Below are 24,031 nucleotides of genomic sequence, written 5' to 3' on the forward strand. Positions count from 1 at the left end.
CGGCCCTGGTCGCCGCCTCGAACGGGGTGGTCATGCATACGACGCGCTATCACTTGATGGGCATAGGAGGCATCGGCGTCAGCGCCCTTGCACGCCTGCTGAAAGCCCAGGGCTTTGACGTTACCGGTTGCGACACGCAACCGTCCGAATTGACCGAGCAGCTTCACGCCGAAGGCATTCCCGTGGCGATCGGGCACGACGCCGCACACGTGGCGGGCATGGACATACTGGTGGCCTCGAACGCCGTCGCTTCCGACGATCCGGAATTGCGGGCGGCACGCGCTGCGGGCGTGCGGGTACAGCGCCGCATGGAACTGCTGGGCGATTTGATGCGGACTTCACTCGCAAACGGCGCCGGATCGGTCGGGGTGGTCGGTACGCACGGCAAAACCACCACCACCAGCATGATCGCGGTAACCCTGGCCGGGGCCGGACTCGACCCTGCCGCTTTTGTCGGAGGGATCGTACCGGAGTTCGCCGGCAACGCGCGCGTCGGAACGGGACCCTTCGTGGCCGAAGTCGACGAGTCCGATCCGGACTTCCAGTTTCTGACGTGCGACACGGCCGTCGTCACGAACGCCGAGGACGATCACGTCGGCACTCCGGATGACGTGCGGGCCACCTACTGGGCCAGCGTCGAGGAGCAGCACGCGGCGTTTGCGCGTTTTGCCGCCAGCGCCCGGCGCGTGCTCTACTGTGCAGATTGGCCAGGTCTGGCCGAGCTGGTCACCGGCCGCGAGGAGACACTCAGCTACGGAACACGCGAAGGCAGCGACTACCGGGCCGTAGACATCGAGCGCTCCCCCAGCAACTCCCGCTTCTCGGTTCTGCGAGGAGACACGCGCCTCGGCCAGGTGACTCTTCCGCTGCCCGGCGAGCACAACATTCTCAACAGCCTCGCGGCAGTGGCCGTGGCTGACCTGTACGGCGCGGACTTCGCGCGCGTCGCGGCGGCGCTGGCAGCCTTCCGGGGAGCGGGGCGGCGGTGGCAGCAGATAGGAGAGCTCAACGGCGCGCTCGTCATCGACGACTACGCCCACAATCCCACCAAAGTCGCCGCCGCACTCGAAGGCGCGCAGCAAACGGGGCGACGCGTGCGGGTGGTTTTTCAGCCGCACCGATACCTGCGCACCCAGCAGACCTGGGCGCGGCTGGCCCAGAGCCTGATGAACGCCGACGAGGTGCTTTTGCTCGACATCGCCGCTGCCAGCGAAACCCCGATTGCCGGCGTCCACGCCACCCAGATCTCGCAAAAGATGCAGCAGGACGGCCACACGGGAGTGCGATACTGCCCCGATCGTGAGGACGTGGTGCGCCATTTACGCGAGACCGCCCGGCCGGGCGACCTGATCGTGACCATGGGCGCGGGCGATGTCTGGATGCTCTCGCGTCAGCTTACCCAAGCCCCGGCCGAGGCAAATCCGTGACCGCGCTTTCGACCGAAGTGCCGGCCCTGAAGGTGGAGCGCTTGCGGCTCGCGCGCTTCACGACCCTGGGCGTGGGCGGCACGAGCGAAGTGTGGACAGTGCACAACCACGCGCAGCTGGCCGAGGCGATGCGCGCACCTTACCGTGTCCTGGGCGGCGGCTCCAACCTGGTGGTGGCCGACGAAGGCGTTCCCGAGCGGGTCATTCGTCTGTCAGGTGAGTTTGCGCAAACCGACCTCACCCGTGATCATGCTCTGAGCGGCGAAGAGTATGTCACCGGCTGGGTCGGCGGCGGCGTGCCCCTGCCCGGCCTGCTGCGCAAACTGCAAAAACTCGGACTGTCCAACCTGGAGGGTACCGTCGGCATTCCGGCCCAGGTGGGCGGCGCAGTGTGGATGAACGCCGGAACCCGCTTTGGGGAGATGTTTGACGGCCTACACACCCTGGAAATCGTCACACCACAGGGCGTGCGGGTGGTCAGCCCGGCAGAACTGCAGTGGGGGTACCGTCAGAGTGGCATTCCACGCGGACATATCGTGACCCGCGTCCGCCTGAAGCTCGCGCCGTCGACTCCTCAGGCAGTGCAGGACGTCATGGACCAGGCAGACATGGCCCGCAAAGGTCAGCCGAAAATGCGCACGCCCGGCTGCGCATTCAAGAATCCCGGTGGGATCGGTGCCGGCAAGCTCATCGACGACGCGGGACTGAAAGGCTACCGGGTCGGCAACGCCATGATTTCGCACGAGCATGCCAACTTTATCGTGAATCTGGGTGGCGCGCGCGCGGAGGACGTGCAGGCGATCCTGGACCACGTGCGGCGCACCCTGAACACGCCACTGGAACTGGAGTACGAGCTTTGGCCCTGAAGGCGCTCGGGCAGTCCTGGCACCTGCACCGCAACGCGTGGGTCAGCGCGATTGCCGTGGCGCTGCTCGCTGCACTGATCGCGGCCCTGTGGTATGGCCTGCCGATCCGCTCGATTCAGGTGGTGGGGAACAAGGCACTCTCGCCGGCCCGCGTCGCGGAGTTGGCTGGGGTGCACAAAGGCTTCGGATGGGCCTTCTACGGAGGATGGCGAGCCGCCGCCCTGGAGCAAAGCCCCTGGATTCGTCGGGCAAAACTCATCCGTATCTTTCCAGGCACCGTGCGCATCGAAATCGAGGAACGTACGCCCTCTGCGCGCATCAAGCAAGGAGCAAAGGAGATCGTGATCGATTGGGACGGCGTAGAGCTCCCCGGTGCCCGGCCGCGCGGTCCCCTCATTTCGGGCTGGGGACCAGCGCGTACAAGCGACGCCATTGCCGCAGCGCGGCTGCTTGCGCGGTACAATGTCAAGTCGGTTGACTACACGCCCAGCGGACTTACCATCAAAACTGCGAGCGGCACGGCCTGGAGTGGCTCTCTGGTTTCCTTGCAGAAGTACGCAGCCGGTGTCACAATGAACCCGAGCAAGCGTGTGAACATTTACCCTTGGGGGGTGAGCGTCCAGGAATGAAGGACAACTTGATTATCGTGGGTCTGGACATCGGGACCACCAAGATCACCACTGTGATTGGCGAAATCGGCGCGAACGGCGCTGTGGATATCATCGGCGAGGGCACCGTGCCGAGCGAAGGCATGAAACGCGGTGCCGTGGTGAACCTGGAACGCACCACCCACGCGATCAGGCAGTCCGTGCTGAGCGCCGAGCGCGTCGCGGGCGTCAAAGTAACTGAAGCGCACGTTGGCGTGTCGGGAAGCCACATCAAGGCCCTCACGAGCCACGGTCTGGCGGCCATCCGACGCCAGCAGGAAATCAGCCGAGCCGATGTCGAGCGCGCCATTGAGAACGCGCGCGCTGTACCGCTCGACCCGAACTACGAGGTGATTCACGCCCTTCCGCAGGAGTACGTCATCGACGGACAGGAAGGCATCAAAAACCCGGTCGGTATGCACGGGGTCCGCCTGGAAGTCGACGTTCACATCGTCTCGGGTGCCTCGGGGCCACTGGCCAATCTGCGCCGCTGTGTAAACGAAGCGGGACTGCAGGTGCGCGGCTTTGTGCTGCAGGCCCTCGCGTCCGGTCTCTCGACCCTTGATCCTCATGAGCAGGATGCCACGGTCGTGCTGATCGACATTGGCGGCAGCACGACCGACGTCGGGGTATTCAAGCGCGGCAACCTCGCGCACTCGGCCAGCATTCCCCTTGGCAGTGATCACGTCACGACCGACCTCGCGCAGATCCTCAAGATTCCCTTTGAAGAAGCTGAGCGAGTGAAGCGCAAGTACGGCGCCGCCCTGCCGGAAATGGCCGAAACCGACCTGAGCCTCGAGATCACCTCTGGCAACGGCAGCGTGCATGCCATCAGTGCCTACGAGCTTTCCCGCGTCATCAAACCGCGACTCGCCGAAATCTTCAACTTCGTGCGCGATGAAATCGACAGCGCACTTGGCCCAGTCGAGCTGGTGGCGGGCAGTGTGGTCCTCACGGGCGGTGGCAGCCTGCTGCGCGGTACGGCCGAGCTGGCTCGCGACCGTTTTCGTTTGCCCGTCCGCCTGGCACGCGCGCGCGGTATCGGGGGCCTGACTGACATCGTGTCGAGCCCAACACACGCCACGGCAGTGGGACTGGCGCTCTACGGCCTGTCTGAGGGCAGCGCCCACCCGGTACAGCGGGTGATGGAAGTGACTCCCGAAGTGCTCCCTGCCTATGTGGACGAGCCACGGCTCAGCGAAGCCGCTTCTGTCGGTGCGGGCAAGCCCGCCGAAGGCGCGTCGCGCAAACCGCCCACCGAGGGTGGAAAATCCTGGTTCGATCGGGTCAAGGAGCTGTTCCGCGACTGGTTGTAACCAAAATGAGAAGAGCGGAGGCCCAAGGCCTCCTTTTCTTTGTGGTTCGGACATGACAGGGCGCTGAACCCATTGCGTTTCAGTCAAATGCAATCATTTCGACCATTCGTGCGTTAAACTTGTCAAAGTTGCACGCGGCGAAGCACACCGGGCCTCGCCGCATCAAAGGAGAAATGATGCAAGCGGCGAGAATTCGCGTGATTGGGTTGGGCGGGGCAGGCAACAACGCCGTGAACCGCATGATTGAGTCGGGCCTGGAAGGCGTGGAGTTTATCGCCGGCAATACGGACGCGCAGGTGCTCGCCAAGAGCCACGCGGAGGTTCGTATCCAGCTGGGCGACCGCCTCACGCGCGGCCTCGGTGCTGGCGCCGATCCCGAGGTCGGCGAGAAGGCAGCCCTGGAGGACCGTGAGCGCATCAAGGAGTACCTTGACGGGACCGACATGCTGTTTATTACCGCCGGCATGGGCGGCGGCACTGGCACGGGGAGTGCGCCGGTGGTTGCCGAGGTGGCGCGCGAAACTGGGGTGCTGACGATTGCCATCGTGACGCGGCCCTTCAAGTTCGAGGGCCCCAAACGCATGCGCGTGGCCGAGGACGGCATTGCCAAACTCGCCGAACGTGTCGATGGCATGATTATCGTGAACAACGAGAAGCTGCTGACGGCCGTCGACAAGAAGGTCAGTTTCCGCGAGGCCTTTCTGATTGCCGACCGGGTGCTATATTACGGCGTCAAGGGCATCAGCGACGTCATCAACGTCGACGGCATGATCAACCTTGACTTCGCCGACGTGCGCAACCTGCTGGGCAACTCGGGCAGCGTCCTGATGGGCATCGGCGCGGGCCGTGGCGAAAAGCTGGCCGAGGAAGCCGCCATGAGCGCCATTCACTCTCCCCTGCTGGAACGCTCGATCGAAGGCGCGCGCCGCATTCTGGTGAACGTCACGGGCGGCTACGACCTCTCGATGAACGACGCCAACGAAATTGTCGAGAAAATCCGCGACGCGACCGGCTTCGAGGACCCCGACATCCTCTTCGGCATCACGCCCGACGAAGCGGCAGGCGACGAAGTGCGTGTCACCGTCATCGCCACCGGCTTCAACGAAACGCCGGCCACCCTGTCGAGCGCCGCACGCAGCGGCCTGGAAACCATCGTGCGCCCGGTGCGCGGTAAGGTCGATCAGCACGACTACGAGATTCCGGCGTTCTTGCGCTACAGCGACCGCGAGTAAGCGCTGCATCGCTGTTCAACCCAGGAGCGGGTAACCCCCGCTCCTTTTCCGTGACGTTTCGCGCCGCGAAGCGCTTTGCAAACGCCGCGCGAAACGTCACAATAACCCCGGAGGCCGCCTTGAGCCAAGACCAGACGCAGACCATCTACCAGGGCAAGATCGTTTCCCTGGAAGTGCAGGAAGGCAAGTGGGAGGTCGTGCGTCACGCCCACGCCGTCGCCATCCTCGCTTTGCGAAACGGAAAAATGCTGTGTGTACGCCAGCTGCGCCGAGCCGTAGGCGCGCATACCCTGGAAGTCCCGGCCGGGCTGATCGACGACGGCGAGACGCCTGAAGACGCCGCCAACCGCGAGCTTTCCGAGGAGACCAATCTGCAGGGGGACATGACCCTGCTCACGCGCTTTTATTCCTCGCCGGGCTTCTGCGACGAACTGCTTTACGTTTTTCTGGCCGAGAACCTGCGCGACGCCCCGGGAACTCCCGATGAGGACGAAGACCTGACCATCGAGTGGCACGATCCGCACGATGTATTGAGTGCCCTGCGGGACGGGCGCGAGCTCGGGTCGGCGTCCACCATCGCCGCGACGCTGTTCGCCGTGCAGCACTTGCAGCAATCCCAGGAGCAGCGCCGGGCATGAAGACTTATCAGAGCCCACAGCAGCGCCCCGACACCGATACGGTCGTGGCCATCGGCTCGTTCGACGGCGTTCACCTCGGGCATCAGGCCCTGATCAAGACCCTGCGCGAGCGGGCCAGGTTTTACCGTGTCCCCAGTGTGGTCTATACCTTTGACCCACCGACACGCGTGCTGACGCAGGGCGCCCTGTACCTTTCGACCTTGCCCGAGAAACTGGCGCTGCTCGAACGCTTTGGAGTTGACGAGGTGATCGCTGTTTCGTTCACCCGGGAATTCGCCTCGCGCACCAAAGAGGAGTTTCTGGGCGACATCGCCGTGCTGCGTCCCAGGGCCATCGTGGTCGGGGAGGACTTCGGGTTCGGTAAGGGACGCGCCGGTAAGCTGGACGATCTGCGCACCGTCACGCCCGAACTCGATGCACTGCCGATGTTTCAGCTGACCGGTAAGGACATCAAGAGCAGCCGTATTCGCGAGTTGTTGCTGCGGGGGGACGTGGAGGGGGCGGGCCAGTTTCTGGGGCGCACCTATGATGCGGTCGGCGTGGTCGTCAGCGGCGACAAGCTGGGGCGCACCATCGGTTTTCCGACCGCCAACGTGAAGGTGCCCAATGGCAAGCTGCTGCCTTCCGGTGTCTTCGCCGTGACCCTCTGGGTCTCCGGGCAGCGCCTCGCGGGCATGGCCAACGTCGGGATGCGCCCAACGGTCGATGGGACCGACACCCGGCTCGAAGTGCATGCCTTTGATTTCGACGGGGATTTGTACGGGGAAGAGGTACAGGTCAAATTCGAGTATTCCCTGCGCGGGGAACAGAAGTTCGCGTCGCTCGACGAGCTCAAGGCGCAGCTGGCACGTGACCAGGCCCGCGCGCGCGAGTTGCTCGTGCGCTGAGCAAGGCGGACGCTCCTGCCAGCCCACAGCTGACGGCCCTGTGGTACGAACTGCGCACCGAGCTCCACAATCTTCGCCGCTCCATCAGGTTCCGTCCGCCCCCTCGCCTGCGCTGACCCGCGGACCCGAGCCGGGCCTCAGGCAGGAACGTGCCCCAGCGGCCCGTGGCCACCTCCGAGCCCGGGAGACGCCCGCATCGCCCGCTGGACATAGGCGTGCGCGTGCAGGACCGCCTCGGGCAGCGCTGTTCCCCGCGCGAGGTTCGCGGCCACCGCGCTCGCGAGGGTGCAGCCCGTGCCGTGCGTGTGGCGGGTGTGCTGCTGGCGGGCCGTGATCACCCGGTGATCGGGCGCATACAGGTGGTCGGACACCACCTCACCGCAGGCGTGAGTGCCGGTGACGAGCAGCGGAAACGGCAGGGCGCGCCAAGCCAGGGCCTGGAGGGCCGCCGCCTCCATGAGCGCGCCCTCGGGCAGGCCGAGCAGCACCTCGGCTTCGGCCCGGTTCGGCGTGACCAGGGTGGCCAGGGGAAGCAGTTCCTCACGCAGCACCGTGAGCGCGTCCTGCGCGAGCAGCCGCGAGCCGCTTGTGGATACCAGCACGGGATCGACCACGAGCGGCAGGCCAGTTGCCCGCAGGGTCTCGGCGACCACTCGAACGGTAGCGGCACTGCCCAGGGCGCCGGTCTTGACGACCGCGACCGGGAAGTCGTGCAGAACCGAGCGGAGCTGCGCGCGCACCAGCTCGGGTGGCAGGTGGTGTACGGCCTGCACCCCAAGGGTATTCTGCGCGGTGACAAGCGTAATGGCGCTCGTGCCGTACACCCCGTGCGCCGCGAAGGTCTTGAGATCGGCCTGAATTCCGGCCCCGGCGCCCGAATCGGATCCAGCAACCGTGAGGGCCACGGGGCGCGTCTTCATACGGCCGCGCAGGTGCCAAGGCTGCCTTTTCTGATCCCGACCGCTGCAAGAGCGTTCACAGCGGCACTTCGGGATCGGGCAGGCGCACCACGCCGAGCGGGGACGTGCTGGGGCTCGCCTCCTCACGGACGGGCATCCTTCCCGCCAGGTAAGCCTCCCGTCCGGCCTGGACGCCGGCGCGAAAGGCGCGCGCCATCAGCACTGGGTCTCTGGCCTCGGCAATGGCAGTATTGACGAGCACCGCACCCGCGCCCATCTCCAGGCAGGCGCCCGCCTCGCTGGGCACCCCGAGGCCCGCGTCGACCACCACCGGCACGCGGGCGTGCTCCAGCATGATGCGAATCTGCGCGGTCGTCTGCAGCCCACGCCCCGAGCCGATGGGACTCGCGAGCGGCATCACCGTGGCGCAGCCGAGCGTCTCGAGCTGTCTTGCCAGCACCGGATCGGCCTGAATGTACGGCAGCACGGTAAAGCCCTCCCCTATCAGCGCTTCTGCGGCGCGCAACGTCTCGGCCCCATCGGGCAGCAGGTAGCGGGCGTCCGGAATGACCTCCAGTTTCAGCCAGCTCACCCCGGTGAGCAGCCGCGCCAGCTTGGCCACCCGCACGGCCTCGGCGGCCGTGCGGCAGCCGGCGGTGTTGGGCAGCAGCTGAAAGCGGTCAAGGTCGAGCTGTTCAAGCAAACCGTCGTGTCCGGGCGCGCCGAGCTCGACGCGGCGAATTGCCACCGTCACGATCTGCGCTTCGCTGGCCTCCAGGGCTTCACGCATGACCGTGAAATCGCGGTACTTGCCGGTTCCGACCATCAGGCGCGATGAAAAGGCCTGTCCGGCGATCATCAGGGGATCGTCAATCTCAGGGTGCATATCAACCTCCCGCCGTGACGCGCACGACTTCTATGACGTCACCTTTTTGCAGGGGCACGTCGGGAACACGCGATCCGGCGTAGAAGTCGTCATTGTGCGCGACGGCCACCTTGTCCAGCGCCACGTTCAGTTCCTGCAACAAGGTGTGAAGGGTGAGGCCGGCTCGGTGTGGACGCTCCTGACCGTTGACCCACATCAGCAGGCCTCCGGTTGCCGGGCGCGTAGGCACTGCCGGAATTCATGCGCGGCGCGCGCGGGATCGGGGGCATCAAGAATCGCGCGCACCACCGCGATGCGCCGGGCGCCTGCGGCCAGCACCGCTTCGACGTTCGAGAGATCGATGCCACCGATGGCGTACCAGGGCTGGGGCAGGTGCTTCGCCGCCCAGCGCACGTAGGAAAGGCCCACCGCGCTGCGCCCTGGTTTGGTCGGCGTGGCGTGAACCGGGCCCACCGCCAGGTACGCAGGCCGGTCGGTGAGCGCGGCCTCGGCCTGACCCGGCGCGTGGGTGCTGCGCCCGATCAGCAGCCCCGGCGCGACGGCGCGCGACCAGACGGGCGGAAGATCATTCTGACCGAGGTGAACCCCGTCGGCGCCCGCAGCAAAGGCCACGTCAGGACGGTCGTTGACGAACAGCGGCACATGGTAACGCCGTGCCAGCTCCCCCATCCGTTCGGCCAGCTGCAGGTACGGCAGCGCCTCCCAATCCTTGCAGCGCAACTGCAACACGTCCACCCCACCCTGCAGGGCCGCCTCGACCCGCGTGAGAAAGTCCGCTTCGCCCTGGCCCGGGGTGGGCGTGGCGACCAGGTACAGGTGACCGAGGCTCACGCCAGGACCTCGCCCGGCGCACGGTACAGCTCGCCGCCCTGCGCGCGAAACTCGGCGGCCTTGTCCTGCATGCCCTGCAGGATGTCCTTTTGCAGATCCTGCGTGAGCTTCATGCTGCAAAAATGCGGACCGCACATCGAGCAGAAGTGCGCGGTCTTGGCCGCGTCGGCGGGAAGCGTTTCATCGTGAAAGGCCCGCGCCCGCTCGGGATCGAGGGCCAGATTGAACTGGTCCTGCCAGCGAAACTCGAAGCGGGCCTTGCTGAGTGCGTTGTCGCGCGCCTGCGCCCCCGGGTGGCCCTTGGCGAGGTCGGCGGCGTGCGCGGCGATCTTGTAGGTGATGACGCCCTCGCGCACATCGTCGCGGTTCGGCAACCCCAGATGCTCCTTTGGGGTGACGTAGCACAGCATGGCCGTGCCGTACCAGCCGATCAATGCCGCGCCGATGGCACTGGTGATGTGGTCGTAGCCTGGCGCGATGTCGGTCGTGAGCGGCCCCAGGGTGTAAAAGGGTGCCTCCTCGCACACCGCCAGTTGCCGGGTCATGTTTTCCTGGATCAGGTGCATCGGCACGTGGCCGGGCCCTTCGATCATGGTCTGCACGTCGTGCTGCCAGGCAACCCTGGTGAGCTCGCCCAGGGTGTCCAGTTCGGCGAACTGCGCGGCGTCGTTGGCGTCCTCGATGCTGCCAGGGCGCAGGCCGTCTCCCAGGCTGAAGCTGACGTCGTAGGCCGCCATGATCTCGCAGATCTCCTCGAAGTGCGTGTAGAGGAAGTTCTCCCGGTGATGCGCCAGGCACCACTTGGCCAGAATCGAGCCGCCGCGCGACACGATGCCGGTCCGGCGCCTCGCCGTGAGCGGAATGTGTGCCAGCCGCACGCCCGCATGAATGGTGAAGTAGTCCACGCCCTGCTCGGCCTGTTCGATCAGGGTGTCACGGTAAATGTCCCAGCTCAGCTCCTCGGCCTTGCCGCCGACCTTCTCGAGCGCCTGATAGATCGGCACCGTGCCGATGGGGACCGGGCTGCCCCGCACGATCCACTCGCGGGTCTGGTGGATGTGCCGGCCCGTCGAGAGGTCCATCACGGTGTCCGCGCCCCAGCGGATGGCCCAGACCATCTTCTCGACCTCTTGCAGGATCGAGGAGGTCACGGCGCTGTTGCCGATGTTGGCGTTGATCTTGACCAGGAAGTTGCGCCCGATGATCATCGGCTCGAGTTCCGGGTGATTGACGTTGGCCGGAATGATGGCACGCCCCCGGGCAATTTCGGAGCGCACGAACTCCGGCGTAATTTCACGCGGAATGCTCGCGCCCCGACTGTCGCCGAAGTGCTGGTGGGATAAGTCGAAGGCCGCTTCCTGGCGCAGGTTCTCGCGCAGTGCCACGAACTCCATCTCGGGCGTGATGATTCCCCGGCGGGCGTAGTGCAGCTGTGTGACCTTATGCCCCGAGCGGGCGCGGCGCGGCAGGGTAGTCACAGGAAACTGCAGCTTGGCCTGCGCTGGGTCATCCAGCTGAGCCCGGCTGAAAGTTGAGGTCGGGCGGGGCAGCTCCTCCAGGTCGGGCTGGCTCGCGAGCCACGTGCGGCAGGCGGGCAGACCGGCGGACACATTCACCTCGACGTCGGCGTGTTCGTCGGTGTAGGGGCCGCTGGAGTCGTAGACCAGCACGTCGGGATTGGGCACCGAGCGCGCGAGGCCGCCGGCGTGCAGAATCGTCGGGCTTTGCGAGATCGCGCGAACTGGCACGCGAAGCTCGCCATAGTCTGGATGGGTGAGGTAGAGCTTGCGGCTGCCGGGCAGGGCGCCCGTCGTCACACGAAAATCGGTCATAGACACCTCATTTGGGAAATAGGAGGCCGTCACGCCCGGTGGGGCGTGCTGCTTGGGTAGATCCATGGATTGATCGGTCAGCGGTTCAAAAAAATTCCCCCTCCCAAAACCAGGAGGGGGAAACAACGTCAGTCGCCATTCCCGTCACGCTCCCTCCGCTGGTGTGACCCAGATCAGGTTCAACGGGTTAGGCCAAGGCCCTCTCAGCCCGACGCTTTGTCAGGCACCCCGAGTGACAGGCGTAGTGTGACATCCGGCACAAGGCCCGTCAAGTGCAGGCCGGCGGAATCTCACGATCATCGTGCAGACCACACCGCGTCACGGGTGAAACACAGGGACGCAAGATTTGAGGTGCGGGGGCCGCACCCCGCACCTCCAGGACAGGTTCGTTTACGCGTTGGGTTCGATGAGACCGTAGTTGCCGTCACGGCGACGGTACACCACGGCGCAGCTCTCGGTGGAAGCGTTCATGAACACGTAGAAGTCGTGGTGCAGGGCTTCCATTTCCATCACCGCGTCCTCGGGCGACATGGGCCGCAAATCCACCCGCTTCTGGCGCACGATTTCCGGCGCGGCGTCATCGTCTTCATCGCTGGCAGCAATGATGTCGGTCAGCGGCGCGGCAACCATGCCGCCCGTGTCCTCGACGTTGTTGTCATGGCGGCGCTTGAGGTACTTCGTTTTGACTTTGCGCAGCTGGCGCTCCAGCACGTCGGACACCTTGTCGATCGCGGCGTACATGTCGCTGTGGTGTTCCTCGGCGCGCACGAGGCCGTTGGGGACGTTCAGCTGCACTTCCACACGGTTGCGGCGCATGGTATCGCGGACATCACGCACCTGCAGAACCACCTTGGCATCGGTAATCTGATCGCTGAAGCGTTCAAGCCGTGAGAGTTTCTCGTCGAGGTAGTCCTTCAGTGCGTCTGTGACGTCAACGTCGCGGCCGATGAGCTTGTAGATTTGCAAGGCGACACCTCCCACCGGAGGCCGGCTGATCAGGGGTCTCCGGTACCTCATGTATATCAGGCATGATGGCCCCCTGACCAATTCATGCTTTGCTGCGCCTTTTGGCGCCCGACGCTCAGGCAAAGGATTTACCGTGAGAAGCATGGATGATCCCAGCAGTCTGCGAGCGGTAGCCGCCTATGACGCCGTCAAGAAGCTTCTGAAAGTCCTGCAGGACAAGGGCGTGATCACGGGCGAGGAAGCCTTCGGCGTGCTTGAAGAGAGCGTCGATGACGCCGAAAGCAACCTGACCGAGATTCAGAACGAATCTGACGTACAGAGCTGAGAATCAGGAGAACACCGGACCAGGCACGGAAAGGGGACTCCCCTTCCGTGCCTGGCACTTACTCCCACTCGATGGTCGCGGGCGGCTTGCCGGTGATGTCGTATACCACCCGGCTCACCTCGTGCACGTGGTTCACGATCCTGAGGCTCACGGTGTCCAAAAATTCATAGGGCAGGCGCGCCCACTCGGCGGTCATGCCGTCCACGCTGGTCACGGCGCGCAGGGCCACCAGGTGGCGGTAGGTGCGCTCGTCACCCATCACGCCGACGCTCTGAATGGGGGTCAGCACCGCCAGCGCCTGCCAGGCCTGGTCGTAGAGGCCAAACTCACGCAGCGCCGAGATGAAGATATCGTCGACGCGCTGCAGGATGTCGATCTTCTCGCGGGTGATGTCGCCCAGGATGCGGATCGCCAGGCCGGGGCCCGGAAAGGGGTGGCGGGTGCGGATCTCCTCGGGCAGGCCGAGCAGCAGGGCAATCTCGCGCACCTCGTCCTTGAAGAGCGTGCGGAAGGGCTCGACCAGCTTGAACTGCAGGTCGGCAGGCAGACCGCCCACGTTGTGGTGGCTCTTGATGTTGGCCGCTCCCTCGCCGCCGGCCGACTCAATCACGTCCGGGTACAGGGTGCCCTGCGCCAGAAAGTCGAAGGGACCGTGAATGCGCGCTTCGCGCTCGAAGGCCCGGATGAACTCGCGGCCGATGATCTTGCGTTTCTCCTCGGGATCGCCGACGCCGGCCAGAGCCGACAGAAACACCTCGGAGGCGTCCACCGTGACGAGGTTGACGCCCAGCGGCCGCAGGGCGTGTTCCACCTGTTCACGCTCGCCCAGGCGCAGCAGGCCGTGGTCGATGAACACGGCGGTCAGGCGCTCTCCGACGGCGCGCGCCAGCAACAGTGCCAGCGTGCTGGAGTCTACCCCGCCCGAAATGCCCAGCAGCACACGGCCCTCACCGACCTGCTCCTGCACCTGCGCGACGAGCTCATCGACGATGTGCGCGGCCGTCCAGTCACGCGCGGCCGCGCAGGAATCGAGAAAGTTGCTCAGCAGCGCGCCGCCCTTGGGGGTGTGCACGACTTCCGGGTGAAACTGCACTCCATAACGGCGCGCCGCACGGTTCTCGATGGCGGTGACCGGGGTATCGCTCGTCGTCGCCACGACCTCGTAACCGGACGGAAGGCGGGTCACCGAGTCGCTGTGGCTCATCCAGGCCACGAACTCACCGGCCACGCCATCAAAGAGGTCGCCGTGGTACTCGGCCAGCTCGGCCTTGCCGTACTCGCGCTTTCCGGCGCGCTCAACGGTGCCCCCGGCGGCCATGGCCAGGTACTGCATGCCGTAGCAGATGCCCAGCACCGGCACGTCGAGGTCGAGCACGCCGTCGGCAGGTCGGGGTGCGCCCGGATCGTAGACACTGCTGGGACCGCCCGAGAGCACCAGTCCGACCGGGTTTTCCTGCTGAATGCGCTCGAGTGGGGCGTTACCGGGCAGAATGACGCTGTAGGCGCCCAGCTCCCGAAAGCGACGGGCAATCAGGCGGGTGTACTGGCTGCCGAAATCGAGGATGACAAGACTCACGGGGGCATTTTGACACGGCGCGCGGCGTGACGCCTCCTGTAACGTTGCGCTTCAGTCAAAAAAGCGGCCAAAGATTGCGTTCAGCATCCTCCCTGGCGGGCATTCGAGCGGTGCGGGACGCCAGCTTCGTCGACCCTGAGCACTGCCGGGCCGTCAGGGGGTGGACTCGGGCCGCGTGATTCTCAGGCTGCCGATTTACCGCATCGCGTTCCATGCCCGGCTGTTCAGGACGTTTTTCTCGGTGGCCTTTCACGTGAAATCACCCGAAGTACGGCGATCACCGGGAAAGTTTCACGGCGCACCGATCACCACAATGCGGGAAGGTCACCGGGCTTTGTCTGGCTGATCCTGCACGCCAGCCGAGGCCCGTGCAGGCCGATTGTCAGCGGGCCACTTCGATGATGACCGGCTGGCGGGTGGGAAGCTGCAACTGCAGCGTCTGAGCACGGTACCCCTCGGCCAGCAGGCGCAGCGTGTAGCGTCCGGGGGCGTTGGGAAACTGGACGGTGCCAGGAACCGTGCTGAGCAGCGCGCCTGCCTTGAGTCCACTCCCGGCTGGTGCCTGGATCACTTCGAGCCGTCCCCGGACGTTCTGCGCGCCCCGCACCTCGAACTGCACGCGGCAGCACTCTGCGGGCACTTCGCGAGGACCAGCCGTCATGAAATACGAGACGACGAAAAGGGGCAGCAGCACGACGGCCAGGTAGCGCCAGTGGGAAGCGATCCATTCCAGCCACGGGACCTCACGCGCTCTGTCGGTACCGGGGCCGCTCTTCACGACACGCCATGAATCGTCTTCATCCCAGCCAATGCGGATCGGCTGTCCGCGTGGTGAAACAGCCTGGGGCGAGGGACCCCGCTCGCTCGGTGCCGGTCGTCGGAGCGCTTCCTCGGGGGAGCTCAGCCCTTCGATGATGACCGAGGCTCCCAGAGGACCGGGCGGAGCGTCAGTTTCTTCGGGCCCAGCCTGAGCCGCGCGCGCGACTGCTGGAGCGCCCGATTCCACACCGCTCGGTCGCGGATGGATGACCACCACCTCTGGCCGGGCGGGGTCATCAAAGGAGTCGTCGATCAAGAGTGCGGGACCTTTGATCAACGCGCTTTCACGCCGGTCTACCACGAGGTCCTGGGCTTCGACGATGACCGTGGCCGCTGGCAAGGCTGCCGCTTCTTGGGTGGGAATTTCCGGCCCCGTCGTCGGGGCGTGCGCTCCCTTCGTTTCATCCGGCAAGGCCGGCTGGCCGTCTGCACCTCCAGGAACGACGCGAACGCCGACGCTGACGCGTGCGTCACCGCCATTCGCGTCCAGTCGCTCCAGGGCCGACCGGGCCGTCCCACGGTGAACGGGATCGTCGCTGAGCAGGTGCGACAGTTCAGCCGGAAGCCCACCCAGACGCTCGAGGGTACGGCCCAGAATGAATAGGTCCGTTTGGGGTGTGCGTCCGCCTTCCGGCGGGTCGAAGCCGCCCCCCAGTTTTGCCCAGGGCAGGGCGGCTCCCGCGAGGCGTACCCCGGCGTCGGTCGACCACAAGTTCGCGGGAAGCGGCGCGCCGTGCGTGAGACCGCGCTCGTGCAGCCAGGCCAGGGCGCTCAGGGCACCTCGCATCGTGAGCAGCCGGTCAGTGGCAGGGTGCGCCGACAGCGGCAGCGCCGCGACCGCATACGCGTCTTCACCCTGAGTTCCGAAGTCGCTGTAAGGCACAAAAAAATGATCGTCCAGGGCAGGCAACGGCTCGACGGGCTGCAGCGAATGGGGAAAGACAAACAGCAGCACCGGCATGCCGGTCACCCGGTCCACACCGCGCACCGTGCTCACCACGCCCTGCTGGAGTGCACGGGCGGCCACATACGGGCCGAAAGTCTTCACTCGGCCAGTATAAGGCGAGGCAAGACGGCCCACGTTCGGGAGCGGGGGTGGACGGTACCGTCATGAGCGCTGCCTTTTGTAACAGCTCTCCTTGCCGGGCATGAGCCCTGTGAGCTAACCTCCGCCCATATGCCCGACGCTGACGTGCTCGCCGCGCTGCGCACGGTGAACGACCCAGAACTGCACCGCGACCTCGTGTCGCTGGGCATGGTGGAACGGGCCGACCGGACGCAGAACGCCGCTTTTGTCAAGGTGAACCTCACCACGCCCGCCTGCCCGCTCAAAGCGACCATCGAAGCGGACGTTCGCGCTGCCGTGCTAGCGGTGCCTGGCGTGAACGAGGTCCACATTGAATTCGGTGCGACGGTGCGCGCGCCAAGCTCTCCCCCGCTGCCAGGCGTCAAACACGTCGTCGCCATCGGTTCGGGCAAGGGAGGCGTCGGCAAGTCGTCAGTGGCGGCCAACATCGCCGCGGCCCTCGCGAAAAGCGGCGCGCGCGTCGGTCTGCTGGACGCGGATGTGTACGGCCCTTCGATCGCGCACATGATGGGGGCGGGCAGCGAGCGTGTCTCGGCCAACGAGCAGCGCAAGATGAACCCTATCGAGCGGCACGGCCTGCGCTTTCTGTCGATGGGCAACCTGATGCCCGCCGGTCAGGCGCTGGTGTGGCGTGGCCCGATGCTGCACTCGGCCATCCAGCAGTTTCTGCGTGACGCCGCCTGGGGTGAACTCGATTACCTGATCGTGGATCTGCCACCGGGCACAGGAGACGTTCAGCTCTCGCTCGCGCAGACGGTCACCCTGACGGGAGCGGTGATTGTCACCACCCCACAGGACGTCGCCCTGATCGACGCGGCGCGCGCGGTGGACATGTTCCGCAAAGCCAGCGTGCCCATTCTGGGTGTCGTGGAGAACATGAGTTACTTCGTGGCGCCGGACACCGGCGTCACCTACGATATTTTCGGGCGGGGCGGCGCGAGCAGGCTGGGCGGGCTGTCGGTGCTGGGTGAAGTGCCACTGGACGTCGAAGTCCGCCAGGATGCCGATGCGGGCATGCCCAGCGTGCTGGCACATCCGCAAAGTGCCGCCTCGCGGGCACTGACGCAGATCGCCGAGAATCTCGCGGGGCGTCTCAGCGTACAGGCGCTCACCGAATTACCGATGGTCCAATGAACCGATCAGGCGCGCGCACCACTCAACGTGACCGGAGCATGCTCCGGGAGTCCGGGCGTGGCCGTGACGCCCGGAGCAGTGCGTGCGCGGCGCGCGCCGGAGTGACACCATGACCCGCGCAGCCCCGCTGCCCCAACAGGGTGACCGCACCAAGACACGGGTGCTGACCCTGCTCAAAGGGCAGGAGTGCAGCACCGCCGGGCACGTCGCGCAGGCCCTGCAGATCAGTGTGCCCGCGGCACGCAAGCATCTGCTCGACCTGGAGGAGGCCGGGCTGATCGAGTCCACCACCCACAAGCCGGGTGGTCGGGGACGTCCGCAGTTGGTCTACCGCCTCACGGAGAGTGGTGAAGCGCGCTTTCCGAAAAGTTACGCCACCCTGTGCGTCGACGTGCTGGCCCACGTGGAAAGCCTGTTCGGCTCTGGCGCCGTGCTGAAAGTCATGGACGCCCGGCGTGCCCAGTTCGCAGAACGGCTGGCGCAGCAGATGCACGGGAACACAGCCGAACGCGTGGAGCAGCTGGTGGCCTTTCTGAACGGCGCCGGGTATGACGCCCGCGCCTATCAGGAAAGAGGAGTCTGGTATCTGGAACAGGGCAACTGCCCTGGTCTCGAGGTCGCCAAGAAGTACGACCAGCTGTGCCACTCGGAACTCGAACTCTACCGCGAGCTTCTGGCCGTGCCGGTCCGGCGTGAGACGCGTATCGCCTGCGGCGCACCTTCCTGCCGCTACCGGATCGGTTGACGTGGGACTCTACAGCCTGGTGGCCTGGCCACCCGAACGCCTCGCGCGCTGGGTGACCGATGTGCAGCGCGAGCATGCCTTCGCGTCCTACGGCGCGCCGCACCTCAACTTGCGCACGCCGTTCGAATACTCAGGAGACGAAGGTCTCCTGATCGACGCCGTTGCGCTGGCCGTGACGGGACTGACGCCATTCGAGGTCGAGTTTCGGGCGTGGCGGCGTTTTCCCCACACCATCTTTCTGGAGCTGAACTCCACGCGCCTGCTGATGGAAGCGCACGCGCGGGTGCTGAGCGAGCTTCCCGTTCCCGGCAGCGAGCGGGACGCAAGCGGCTACCTGCCGCACCTGACCCTGGCGCTGGGCTTGTGTCCCTGGGCCGAAGAGAGCGCCTGGGAGGCCATTCGTTCTCTCGTTCCGCCGGTCCTGTCCTGGACGGTCGACGCGTTCGCACTAACGCTGGAAAATCGGGGCGAGATCGTGGAGCTGGCCCGTTACCCGCTGAATCAGCGCGCCACGCCGGGCACACCCGAGCTGACACACGAAACTTGAGGTTCAATTCAGCGCGCCTGACCTTCGCCTGAAGTTGGTTCCTGGGCAGCCGAAGGACTGTTGACCATGTGCAGCGCCACCTTCGTGAGGGCTGCGTAGTACTCGGCCGCATCGGCCCGCTCGATCTGCGGCGTTTCGTCGAGCGCGGTTTTCATGCACGAAAGCCACGCCCGGGCGTGCTCGGGGGTAATCGGAAACGGCAGGTGGCGGGCCCGCAGACGCGGATGACCGAAGCGCTGATGGTACAGCGGCGGGCCTCCCAGGAAACCGCTCATGAATGCGAACTGCTTTTCCAGGGTGTGGCCAAGGTCGTCGGGAAAGAGCGGAGCAAGAAGCGGATCATGCCCGACACACCTGTAAAAACGCGTCAGCAAGGCGTGTAGATGTTCTGGACCAATGCGGTCATACAGGGTTCCATTGGGGGTGAGTTGCACTCCCCGAGGGTATGCAATACAGGACAAGACAAGTGCGAAATAGTGCAGGTTGTGCGATTTCACGCACTTCTTTCAAGACCCCGGCATCAGGCGTGCCTGCGCTACCGGGGCGAACGTCCGGCGGTGCTCGGGGCAGGGGCCGTACCGGTCCAGCGCCTCGCGGTGGGTGCGGGCTCCGTACCCCTTGTGCGCGGCGAAACCGTACTGGGGGAAACGTTCATGCAACTGGCGCATGTAGGCGTCGCGCGCCGTCTTGGCGAGCAGGCTGGCCGCCGCCACGCTCAGGGACACCCGATCGCCCTTGGCAGGCGCGACGTAAGGGAGATCAACGTCGAGGTGCAGGTAATCCGTGACCAGTGCCCCTGCCGGCAGGTCGAGCTGCTGCAGCGCACGCACGGCCGCTCGCCGGGTTGCCTGCAGCACGTTGTAACGGTCGACTTCGGCGGCAGGCGCGAACTCGACTGACCACGCCAGCGCGCTGGCGCGCACTTCCTGCGCGAGCACTTCACGGCGTCCACCCGACACCGATTTGGAATCCCGGAAAGGCCAGTCACGGACCTCGGACGGCAGGATCACGGCGGCCACCACGACGGGGCCTGCCCAGGCGCCCCGACCGGCCTCGTCCACGCCGGCGACGTGCAGAAGGCCACGTGCCCAGAACGCCGATTCGTACGCGAAGTCGGGGGCCTGACCTTTGCCTGCTTCAGTGTTCACGACTGTCTACCTTACGGCAACCCGCGCCACCTGGCGAAGAGGGAGGCTCGCCGTGAACTTTCCGAAAGCGGCCCCAGTGACCGCACCCCGCCCTGAAGCCAGCGCCGGACTGCTTCCACGTTTTACACTGTGCGGCATGTACAGCGACCTGTTCCCCGCCGAACTGCCTCCCAAACTGCGCTTCGTCGAGGCGGGCGGCGCCCTGCTCACCAAAGCAGGCGTGCGCGGTGCACCGGGCGTGGACGACGCTCAGGCGCTCCTGGCACTGGCGATGCGCAAGGAAGGCGTTTCAGGCCGGGTGCTGGACTTGCAGGCCATGAGCGGGCTGCTGGGCCTGGCGCTGGAAGACAGCCACGTGACGCTCGTGGAGCGCTCGGCCGCCGCGCTTGAGGTCCTGCACGAGCAGTTCGACGAGGTGCGGGCGGCCCTGCCCGGCGCGACCCTGGAACCCTCTCCGGTGGTGGCCCTGGTGCTGTCGGGCGACCGTGGCAACGCTCACGTGGAAGCCATGACGGCCTGGGCGAGCGCCCTCACCGCGCCCGGCGGAACGCTCTACCTCGCCGGCGATAAGCAGAAGGGCTTCGAGCGTTACATGAAACGGGTGGGGGTGGCCTTCGGTCACGGCGAGGTCATCGCGCGTGACGGCGGCATGCGCGTCGCCCGGCTCGACAGGATCAAGGACGACGTGTTGCCGCAACCCGACCTGCAGACCTACACCGTGGAAGACCTGAACGTGACCGCATTGCCCGGCGTGTTCAGTTCCGCCGGGCTCGACAAGGCCAGTGCGCTGCTGCTGCGTTTTCTGGGTGAAGTGCAGGGCCGACGGGTGCTTGACCTCGGATGCGGCGCCGGAGTGCTGGGTGCCGTGGCCGCGCGGCGGGGGGCGGCGCACGTGACGCTGCTCGACGACGATCTCGCGGCGGTGAAGAGTGCCCGCAGCACGCTCTCGCACAACGGTCTGAACGGAGAGGTCCTGCACTCGGATGTCGGTCAGGCCCTGCCCACAGATGAGCGCTTCGACCTGGTACTGTCCAATCCTCCTTTTCACGTGGGCCGCCGGGTGGTGCTCGACGTGGCGCTGGAATTCGTACGTGAAGCGGGAGAACGCCTGCCCACGGGCGGTGAGATGCGTCTGGTCGCCAACGACTTCCTGCCGTACGAAGCCCAACTGGGACGGTGGGGCAAGGTCGAGACGCTGGCGCGCGAAGGGGGCTTCAAGATCTTGCGGGCCGTCAAACGCTAAACCCGAAACCTCACCAGACGCCCGCCTCAGCCAGATGCCGGATGCGCCGGTACGCCCTGGGACTCTAGGGTGCGGCATGCGCCCTATTCGAAATTCGGCCAAGGCAGTCATCGTTCAGGGCGGGCAACTCTTGGTGATCGTCAAGCGGGACGCCCGCGGAAACCTGTTCTACATCCTGCCGGGCGGCGGGCAGGAACGTGGCGAAACGTTGGGTGACACCGTGCGCCGAGAGTGCCGTGAGGAACTGGGGGCAGACGTCGTCGTGCGCGACCTGCTGTGCGTGCGTGACTATGTCGCTGCCCATCATGAGTTCGCAGCCGAGAATCCCGACTTTCACGCGGTGGAATTCATGTTCGCCTGCGATCTGCCGGACGTCACCGCACTGGGTCAGGGAAGCGTTCCCGACGACGGGCAGGAAGGATTGGCCTGGCTTGACCTGAACGACCTTCCGGGGTTGGCGTTCTATCCGGCTGCGCTCGGACGGTGGCTGCTGACGGGCGGGGCGCGGCGCTACCTCGGTGACGTGAACTGAGAATGGAAGCGTGCGGGGGCGCTAGGCTGAGCTTGCTGATGTCCGCACCGCACCTTGTTCACTCTCCCCAGACATCGGTCCCCGGCGCCAGGGTCGCTCTGGCGGCTGTCATTCGCGAGTGCGTTTCCCCCCTTGACCCAAAGGTGCGGGCATGAGGGCCCCGACAAGGGGGGTCACGTCGCTGCTTCCATTTGCCGCCGGGCTGGTGGCGGCCGGTCATGGGCCATGGTGGATGGTGGCGGTCTGGACCCTGGGTCTCTGGGCAGCACGCTCGTCGGAAACGGCGCGCCGGAGTTCGGTTACCATGCCCATCGTGCTGGCCCTGGTGGGCGCACTGAGTGCCTGGCCGGACCTGCTCGCCGTGACCGGTCTGTACCTGCGCCTCCTGCTGGTCGGTCTGGCACTTCACGTGGCGCTCGATGCGCTGGAAGAACGTCATGCACGTGGCCTGCTGTGGCTGGTGCTGGTGTGGTGCGCGGCCCCCGGCGCTGTCGGATTGCTCGGTCTGGGGCTGGGCGCGACCTTGTTCGGCCACCTTGCACAGCGCGCCACCCGGACGGTGCTGAGCCGCCCGGCACTGGGACTCGTGGCAGGTTTCATCCTTGCTGCCTGCGCCGTGTCCCTGACGCTCCCCCTTCCCACACCGCTTGCCTGGAACAGCGCGCCGACGGTGGCGTCTTCCCCCGCGCAGGAGGATACGGGCGTCGCACGTGAGACCCGGCCATTCCGCTCGCCGCCCGCCGTGTCCCGCAGCATCCAGGGCGAAAGTACCCCGCCCCTGATCGCCCGCTCGGCCGAAGGCCTGATTTCGCTGCTGCTGGGCTTGCTGGCCGTGACCTTCGCGCTGGTCGGCTACCGGATGTGGCAGGTCCGGTCACGCGAGCAGGGTGATTGGCACTGGAGCGACGTACTGCCCATCCTCGCCCTGTTGTCAGGAGCTGTCATGCTGATGCTCTACGCCCTGCTGCGTACGTCTGCGGGAACGGGAGGGCCGCTTTCCGGCAGATCGGCAGGCCTGCCAGCAACTGGAGAGGAAGGTGCAGCGGGAGCCCAGGGGGTAACGTGGCTCTTCACCACGCTCAGCTGGGTCGGCTGGTTCGGGTTGATCGGCATGTGCCTGTTGCTGATGGGAGTGATCTTCGCCCTGTGGCGCTTGAGAGTGGAAAGCGGTCAAGACCGGCCTCCTTCTCCTGCCGAAGAAGAGTCACGCGTCAATGACCCGGAGACGGCCCTTCACCGCGTCCGGCTGGCTTACCGGGCGATGTTGTCAGCGCTGGAGGACGCGGGCGCGCTGCGCGGTCCGCACGAAACTCCCCGCGAGTTTGCCGAACGTGTTGCCGCGCTGTTTCCCGGGCAGCGCGGCAACATCGAGGACCTTACCCGGCTCTATCAGCCGGTACGCTATGGCAGAGAGGTGACCGACGAACATGCGGATGAAGCGGAGGAAGCGCTGAGCCGCCTGCTGGCCGGTCTGACAACCACTGCGCCCTCTATTCACTCACAGGAGCTTTCATGAATGAATTCACCCGGCGCATTCTGGAGAATGTCGCCCTCGTGCTGGTTGGCAAGGAAGAAGTCGCCCGTATGGCGATTGCCGGCGTGCTCGCAGGAGGGCACCTGCTGCTCGAAGACGCTCCTGGAACTGGCAAGACGATGCTGGCGCGGGCTCTGGCGCGCAGCCTTGGGCTGGATTTCAAACGGGTGCAGTTCACACCCGACCTGCTTCCCAGCGACGTCACCGGCGTGAGTATCTACCGTGAAGGCCGCTTCGAGTTCATGCGGGGCCCAATTTTCACCGGAATTCTGCTGGCCGACGAAATCAACCGGGCCACTCCGAAAACCCAGTCGGCGCTGCTCGAAGCCATGGGCGAAGGTCAGGTCACCGAGAACGGCGTGACCCACCCGCTCACGCAACCCTTCGTGGTCATCGCCACGCAAAATCCCATCGAACACGAGGGCACTTTTCGGCTGCCCGAAGCGCAGCTCGATCGCTTCTTGCTCAAGCTCTCGGTGGGCTACCCGACGCCCGAGCAAGAAGCGCAGATGCTGAGTCTCTTGCAGCAGCGTCATCCTATCGATGACGTGCGCTCCGTGACCGCGGCGGACGAGCTGCTGCAGGCCCGACAGGCTGTCCGGAACGTACTGGTCTCCCCGGAGCTGCGAAGGTACATCGCCGGACTGGTCGCCAGCACCCGGGACCATCCCGATCTGGTGCTGGGTGCTGGCCCACGCGCCAGCCTGGCGCTGCAGAGCGTGGCGCAGGCGCTGGCCTGGGCCGATGGGCGCTCCTTCGTGCTGCCCGACGATGTGAAAGCTGCTGCGCCCGGGGTACTCGCACACCGGCTGGTCCTGCGGACCGAAGCTCGCCTGCGGGGCCTGCAGGCACGCGAGGTGGTCCGTGATGTGCTGCACGCTGCGAGCGTACCGGTCGAACCGGCCCGCTCGTGA

25 protein-coding genes and 1 riboswitch are annotated in these 24,031 nt (G+C 65.9%); of the genes, 15 read left to right on the top strand and 10 right to left on the bottom strand.

Annotation, left to right across the window (positions count from 1 at the left end):
- Positions 1-32: 32 nt before the first annotated feature.
- The 7 genes from murC (at position 33) to ribF (ending at position 7,013) form a co-directional block, all read left to right on the top strand.
- Positions 33-1,427, top strand: a complete 1,395-nt coding sequence (murC, locus tag DEIPE_RS00970) for a UDP-N-acetylmuramate--L-alanine ligase (protein ID WP_052326752.1) — start codon at positions 33-35, stop codon at positions 1,425-1,427.
- A complete protein-coding gene (locus DEIPE_RS00975; protein ID WP_015234113.1) occupies positions 1,424-2,293 on the top strand; it encodes a UDP-N-acetylmuramate dehydrogenase in 870 nt (289 codons plus the stop codon). Before murC ends, DEIPE_RS00975 begins: the two co-directional genes overlap by 4 nt.
- Complete coding sequence (locus DEIPE_RS00980; protein ID WP_015234114.1) at positions 2,284-2,922, top strand: cell division protein FtsQ/DivIB; 639 nt, start codon at positions 2,284-2,286, stop codon at positions 2,920-2,922. The genes DEIPE_RS00975 and DEIPE_RS00980 overlap by 10 nt, the downstream gene beginning before the upstream one ends.
- Positions 2,919-4,256, top strand: coding sequence for a cell division protein FtsA (gene ftsA / locus DEIPE_RS00985; protein WP_015234115.1), 1,338 nt, complete (start codon positions 2,919-2,921; stop codon positions 4,254-4,256). Before DEIPE_RS00980 ends, ftsA begins: the two co-directional genes overlap by 4 nt.
- A 176-nt stretch (positions 4,257-4,432) precedes the next feature.
- Entirely contained in the window at positions 4,433-5,488 is a 1,056-nt protein-coding gene (ftsZ, locus tag DEIPE_RS00990; protein ID WP_015234116.1) for a cell division protein FtsZ, read from the top strand.
- Positions 5,489-5,607: 119 nt separating this feature from the next.
- Complete coding sequence (locus DEIPE_RS00995) at positions 5,608-6,126, top strand: NUDIX hydrolase (RefSeq protein ID WP_015234117.1); 519 nt, start codon at positions 5,608-5,610, stop codon at positions 6,124-6,126.
- On the top strand, positions 6,123-7,013 hold the full coding sequence (gene ribF, locus DEIPE_RS01000; protein ID WP_015234118.1) for a riboflavin biosynthesis protein RibF: 891 nt from the start codon (positions 6,123-6,125) through the stop codon (positions 7,011-7,013). The genes DEIPE_RS00995 and ribF overlap by 4 nt, the downstream gene beginning before the upstream one ends.
- Before the next feature lie 137 nt (positions 7,014-7,150).
- Here the strand turns inward: ribF and thiD are convergent, their stop codons facing one another.
- From thiD to hpf, 6 genes are all read right to left on the bottom strand, one after another.
- The gene (gene thiD, locus DEIPE_RS01005) at positions 7,151-7,933 is read right to left on the bottom strand and encodes a bifunctional hydroxymethylpyrimidine kinase/phosphomethylpyrimidine kinase (RefSeq protein ID WP_015234119.1); all 783 of its coding nucleotides are present in this window, start codon (positions 7,931-7,933) and stop codon (positions 7,151-7,153) included.
- Between the two features lie 55 nt (positions 7,934-7,988).
- Entirely contained in the window at positions 7,989-8,798 is an 810-nt protein-coding gene (locus DEIPE_RS01010; protein ID WP_015234120.1) for a thiazole synthase, read from the bottom strand.
- A 1-nt stretch (position 8,799) separates the two neighbouring features.
- Entirely contained in the window at positions 8,800-8,994 is a 195-nt protein-coding gene (gene thiS / locus DEIPE_RS01015) for a sulfur carrier protein ThiS (protein ID WP_015234121.1), read from the bottom strand.
- Positions 8,994-9,629, bottom strand: coding sequence for a thiamine phosphate synthase (gene thiE, locus DEIPE_RS01020; protein WP_015234122.1), 636 nt, complete (start codon positions 9,627-9,629; stop codon positions 8,994-8,996). Before thiE ends, thiS begins: the two co-directional genes overlap by 1 nt.
- Complete coding sequence (gene thiC / locus DEIPE_RS01025) at positions 9,626-11,461, bottom strand: phosphomethylpyrimidine synthase ThiC (protein WP_015234123.1); 1,836 nt, start codon at positions 11,459-11,461, stop codon at positions 9,626-9,628. The genes thiE and thiC overlap by 4 nt, the downstream gene beginning before the upstream one ends.
- A gap of 132 nt (positions 11,462-11,593) precedes the next feature.
- Positions 11,594-11,702: riboswitch (TPP riboswitch) on the bottom strand.
- Positions 11,703-11,851: 149 nt separating this feature from the next.
- Positions 11,852-12,427 (bottom strand): ribosome hibernation-promoting factor, HPF/YfiA family, encoded by a 576-nt coding sequence (hpf, locus tag DEIPE_RS01030; protein WP_015234124.1) that lies wholly within the window; start codon positions 12,425-12,427, stop codon positions 11,852-11,854.
- A 142-nt stretch (positions 12,428-12,569) separates the two neighbouring features.
- On the opposite strand from hpf, the gene DEIPE_RS01035 reads away from it, so the two are divergent.
- Positions 12,570-12,752, top strand: coding sequence for a hypothetical protein (locus tag DEIPE_RS01035; RefSeq protein ID WP_015234125.1), 183 nt, complete (start codon positions 12,570-12,572; stop codon positions 12,750-12,752).
- A gap of 58 nt (positions 12,753-12,810) precedes the next feature.
- On the opposite strand, the gene guaA is transcribed toward DEIPE_RS01035, so the two are convergent.
- A complete protein-coding gene (gene guaA, locus DEIPE_RS01040) occupies positions 12,811-14,328 on the bottom strand; it encodes a glutamine-hydrolyzing GMP synthase (RefSeq protein ID WP_015234126.1) in 1,518 nt (505 codons plus the stop codon).
- A gap of 382 nt (positions 14,329-14,710) precedes the next feature.
- On the bottom strand, positions 14,711-16,195 hold the full coding sequence (locus DEIPE_RS01050) for a hypothetical protein (protein WP_157448722.1): 1,485 nt from the start codon (positions 16,193-16,195) through the stop codon (positions 14,711-14,713).
- A 129-nt stretch (positions 16,196-16,324) separates the two neighbouring features.
- Here DEIPE_RS01050 and DEIPE_RS01055 point away from each other — a divergent pair, with 129 nt between their 5' ends.
- The 3 genes from DEIPE_RS01055 (at position 16,325) to DEIPE_RS01065 (ending at position 18,660) form a co-directional block, all read left to right on the top strand.
- Positions 16,325-17,368 carry an Mrp/NBP35 family ATP-binding protein gene (locus tag DEIPE_RS01055; protein ID WP_015234128.1) on the top strand — a complete coding sequence of 348 codons (1,044 nt, stop codon included), beginning with the start codon at positions 16,325-16,327 and terminating at the stop codon, positions 17,366-17,368.
- A 109-nt stretch (positions 17,369-17,477) separates the two neighbouring features.
- A complete protein-coding gene (locus DEIPE_RS01060; RefSeq protein WP_015234129.1) occupies positions 17,478-18,113 on the top strand; it encodes a helix-turn-helix transcriptional regulator in 636 nt (211 codons plus the stop codon).
- 1 nt (position 18,114) lies between these two features.
- Positions 18,115-18,660, top strand: coding sequence for a 2'-5' RNA ligase family protein (locus DEIPE_RS01065; protein ID WP_015234130.1), 546 nt, complete (start codon positions 18,115-18,117; stop codon positions 18,658-18,660).
- A gap of 8 nt (positions 18,661-18,668) precedes the next feature.
- Here DEIPE_RS01065 and DEIPE_RS01070 read toward each other — a convergent pair whose 3' ends face one another.
- Positions 18,669-19,094, bottom strand: a complete 426-nt coding sequence (locus tag DEIPE_RS01070; RefSeq protein WP_041230619.1) for a globin domain-containing protein — start codon at positions 19,092-19,094, stop codon at positions 18,669-18,671.
- Between the two features lie 72 nt (positions 19,095-19,166).
- Positions 19,167-19,808 carry a ribonuclease HII gene (locus DEIPE_RS01075; protein ID WP_015234132.1) on the bottom strand — a complete coding sequence of 214 codons (642 nt, stop codon included), beginning with the start codon at positions 19,806-19,808 and terminating at the stop codon, positions 19,167-19,169.
- A gap of 136 nt (positions 19,809-19,944) precedes the next feature.
- Between DEIPE_RS01075 and DEIPE_RS01080 the strand changes: the two genes are divergently transcribed.
- The 4 genes from DEIPE_RS01080 to DEIPE_RS01095 all read left to right on the top strand — a co-directional run bounded on the left by DEIPE_RS01080 (position 19,945) and on the right by DEIPE_RS01095 (position 24,031).
- Positions 19,945-21,051, top strand: a complete 1,107-nt coding sequence (locus tag DEIPE_RS01080) for a methyltransferase (protein WP_157448723.1) — start codon at positions 19,945-19,947, stop codon at positions 21,049-21,051.
- A 76-nt stretch (positions 21,052-21,127) separates the two neighbouring features.
- On the top strand, positions 21,128-21,583 hold the full coding sequence (locus DEIPE_RS01085) for an NUDIX domain-containing protein (RefSeq protein ID WP_015234134.1): 456 nt from the start codon (positions 21,128-21,130) through the stop codon (positions 21,581-21,583).
- A 151-nt stretch (positions 21,584-21,734) separates the two neighbouring features.
- A complete protein-coding gene (locus DEIPE_RS01090) occupies positions 21,735-23,099 on the top strand; it encodes a DUF4129 domain-containing protein (RefSeq protein WP_083865690.1) in 1,365 nt (454 codons plus the stop codon).
- On the top strand, positions 23,096-24,031 hold the full coding sequence (locus DEIPE_RS01095; protein ID WP_015234136.1) for an AAA family ATPase: 936 nt from the start codon (positions 23,096-23,098) through the stop codon (positions 24,029-24,031). Before DEIPE_RS01090 ends, DEIPE_RS01095 begins: the two co-directional genes overlap by 4 nt.

Source organism: Deinococcus peraridilitoris DSM 19664, assembly GCF_000317835.1.
In the GTDB taxonomy this organism is placed as follows: domain Bacteria; phylum Deinococcota; class Deinococci; order Deinococcales; family Deinococcaceae; genus Deinococcus_A; species Deinococcus_A peraridilitoris.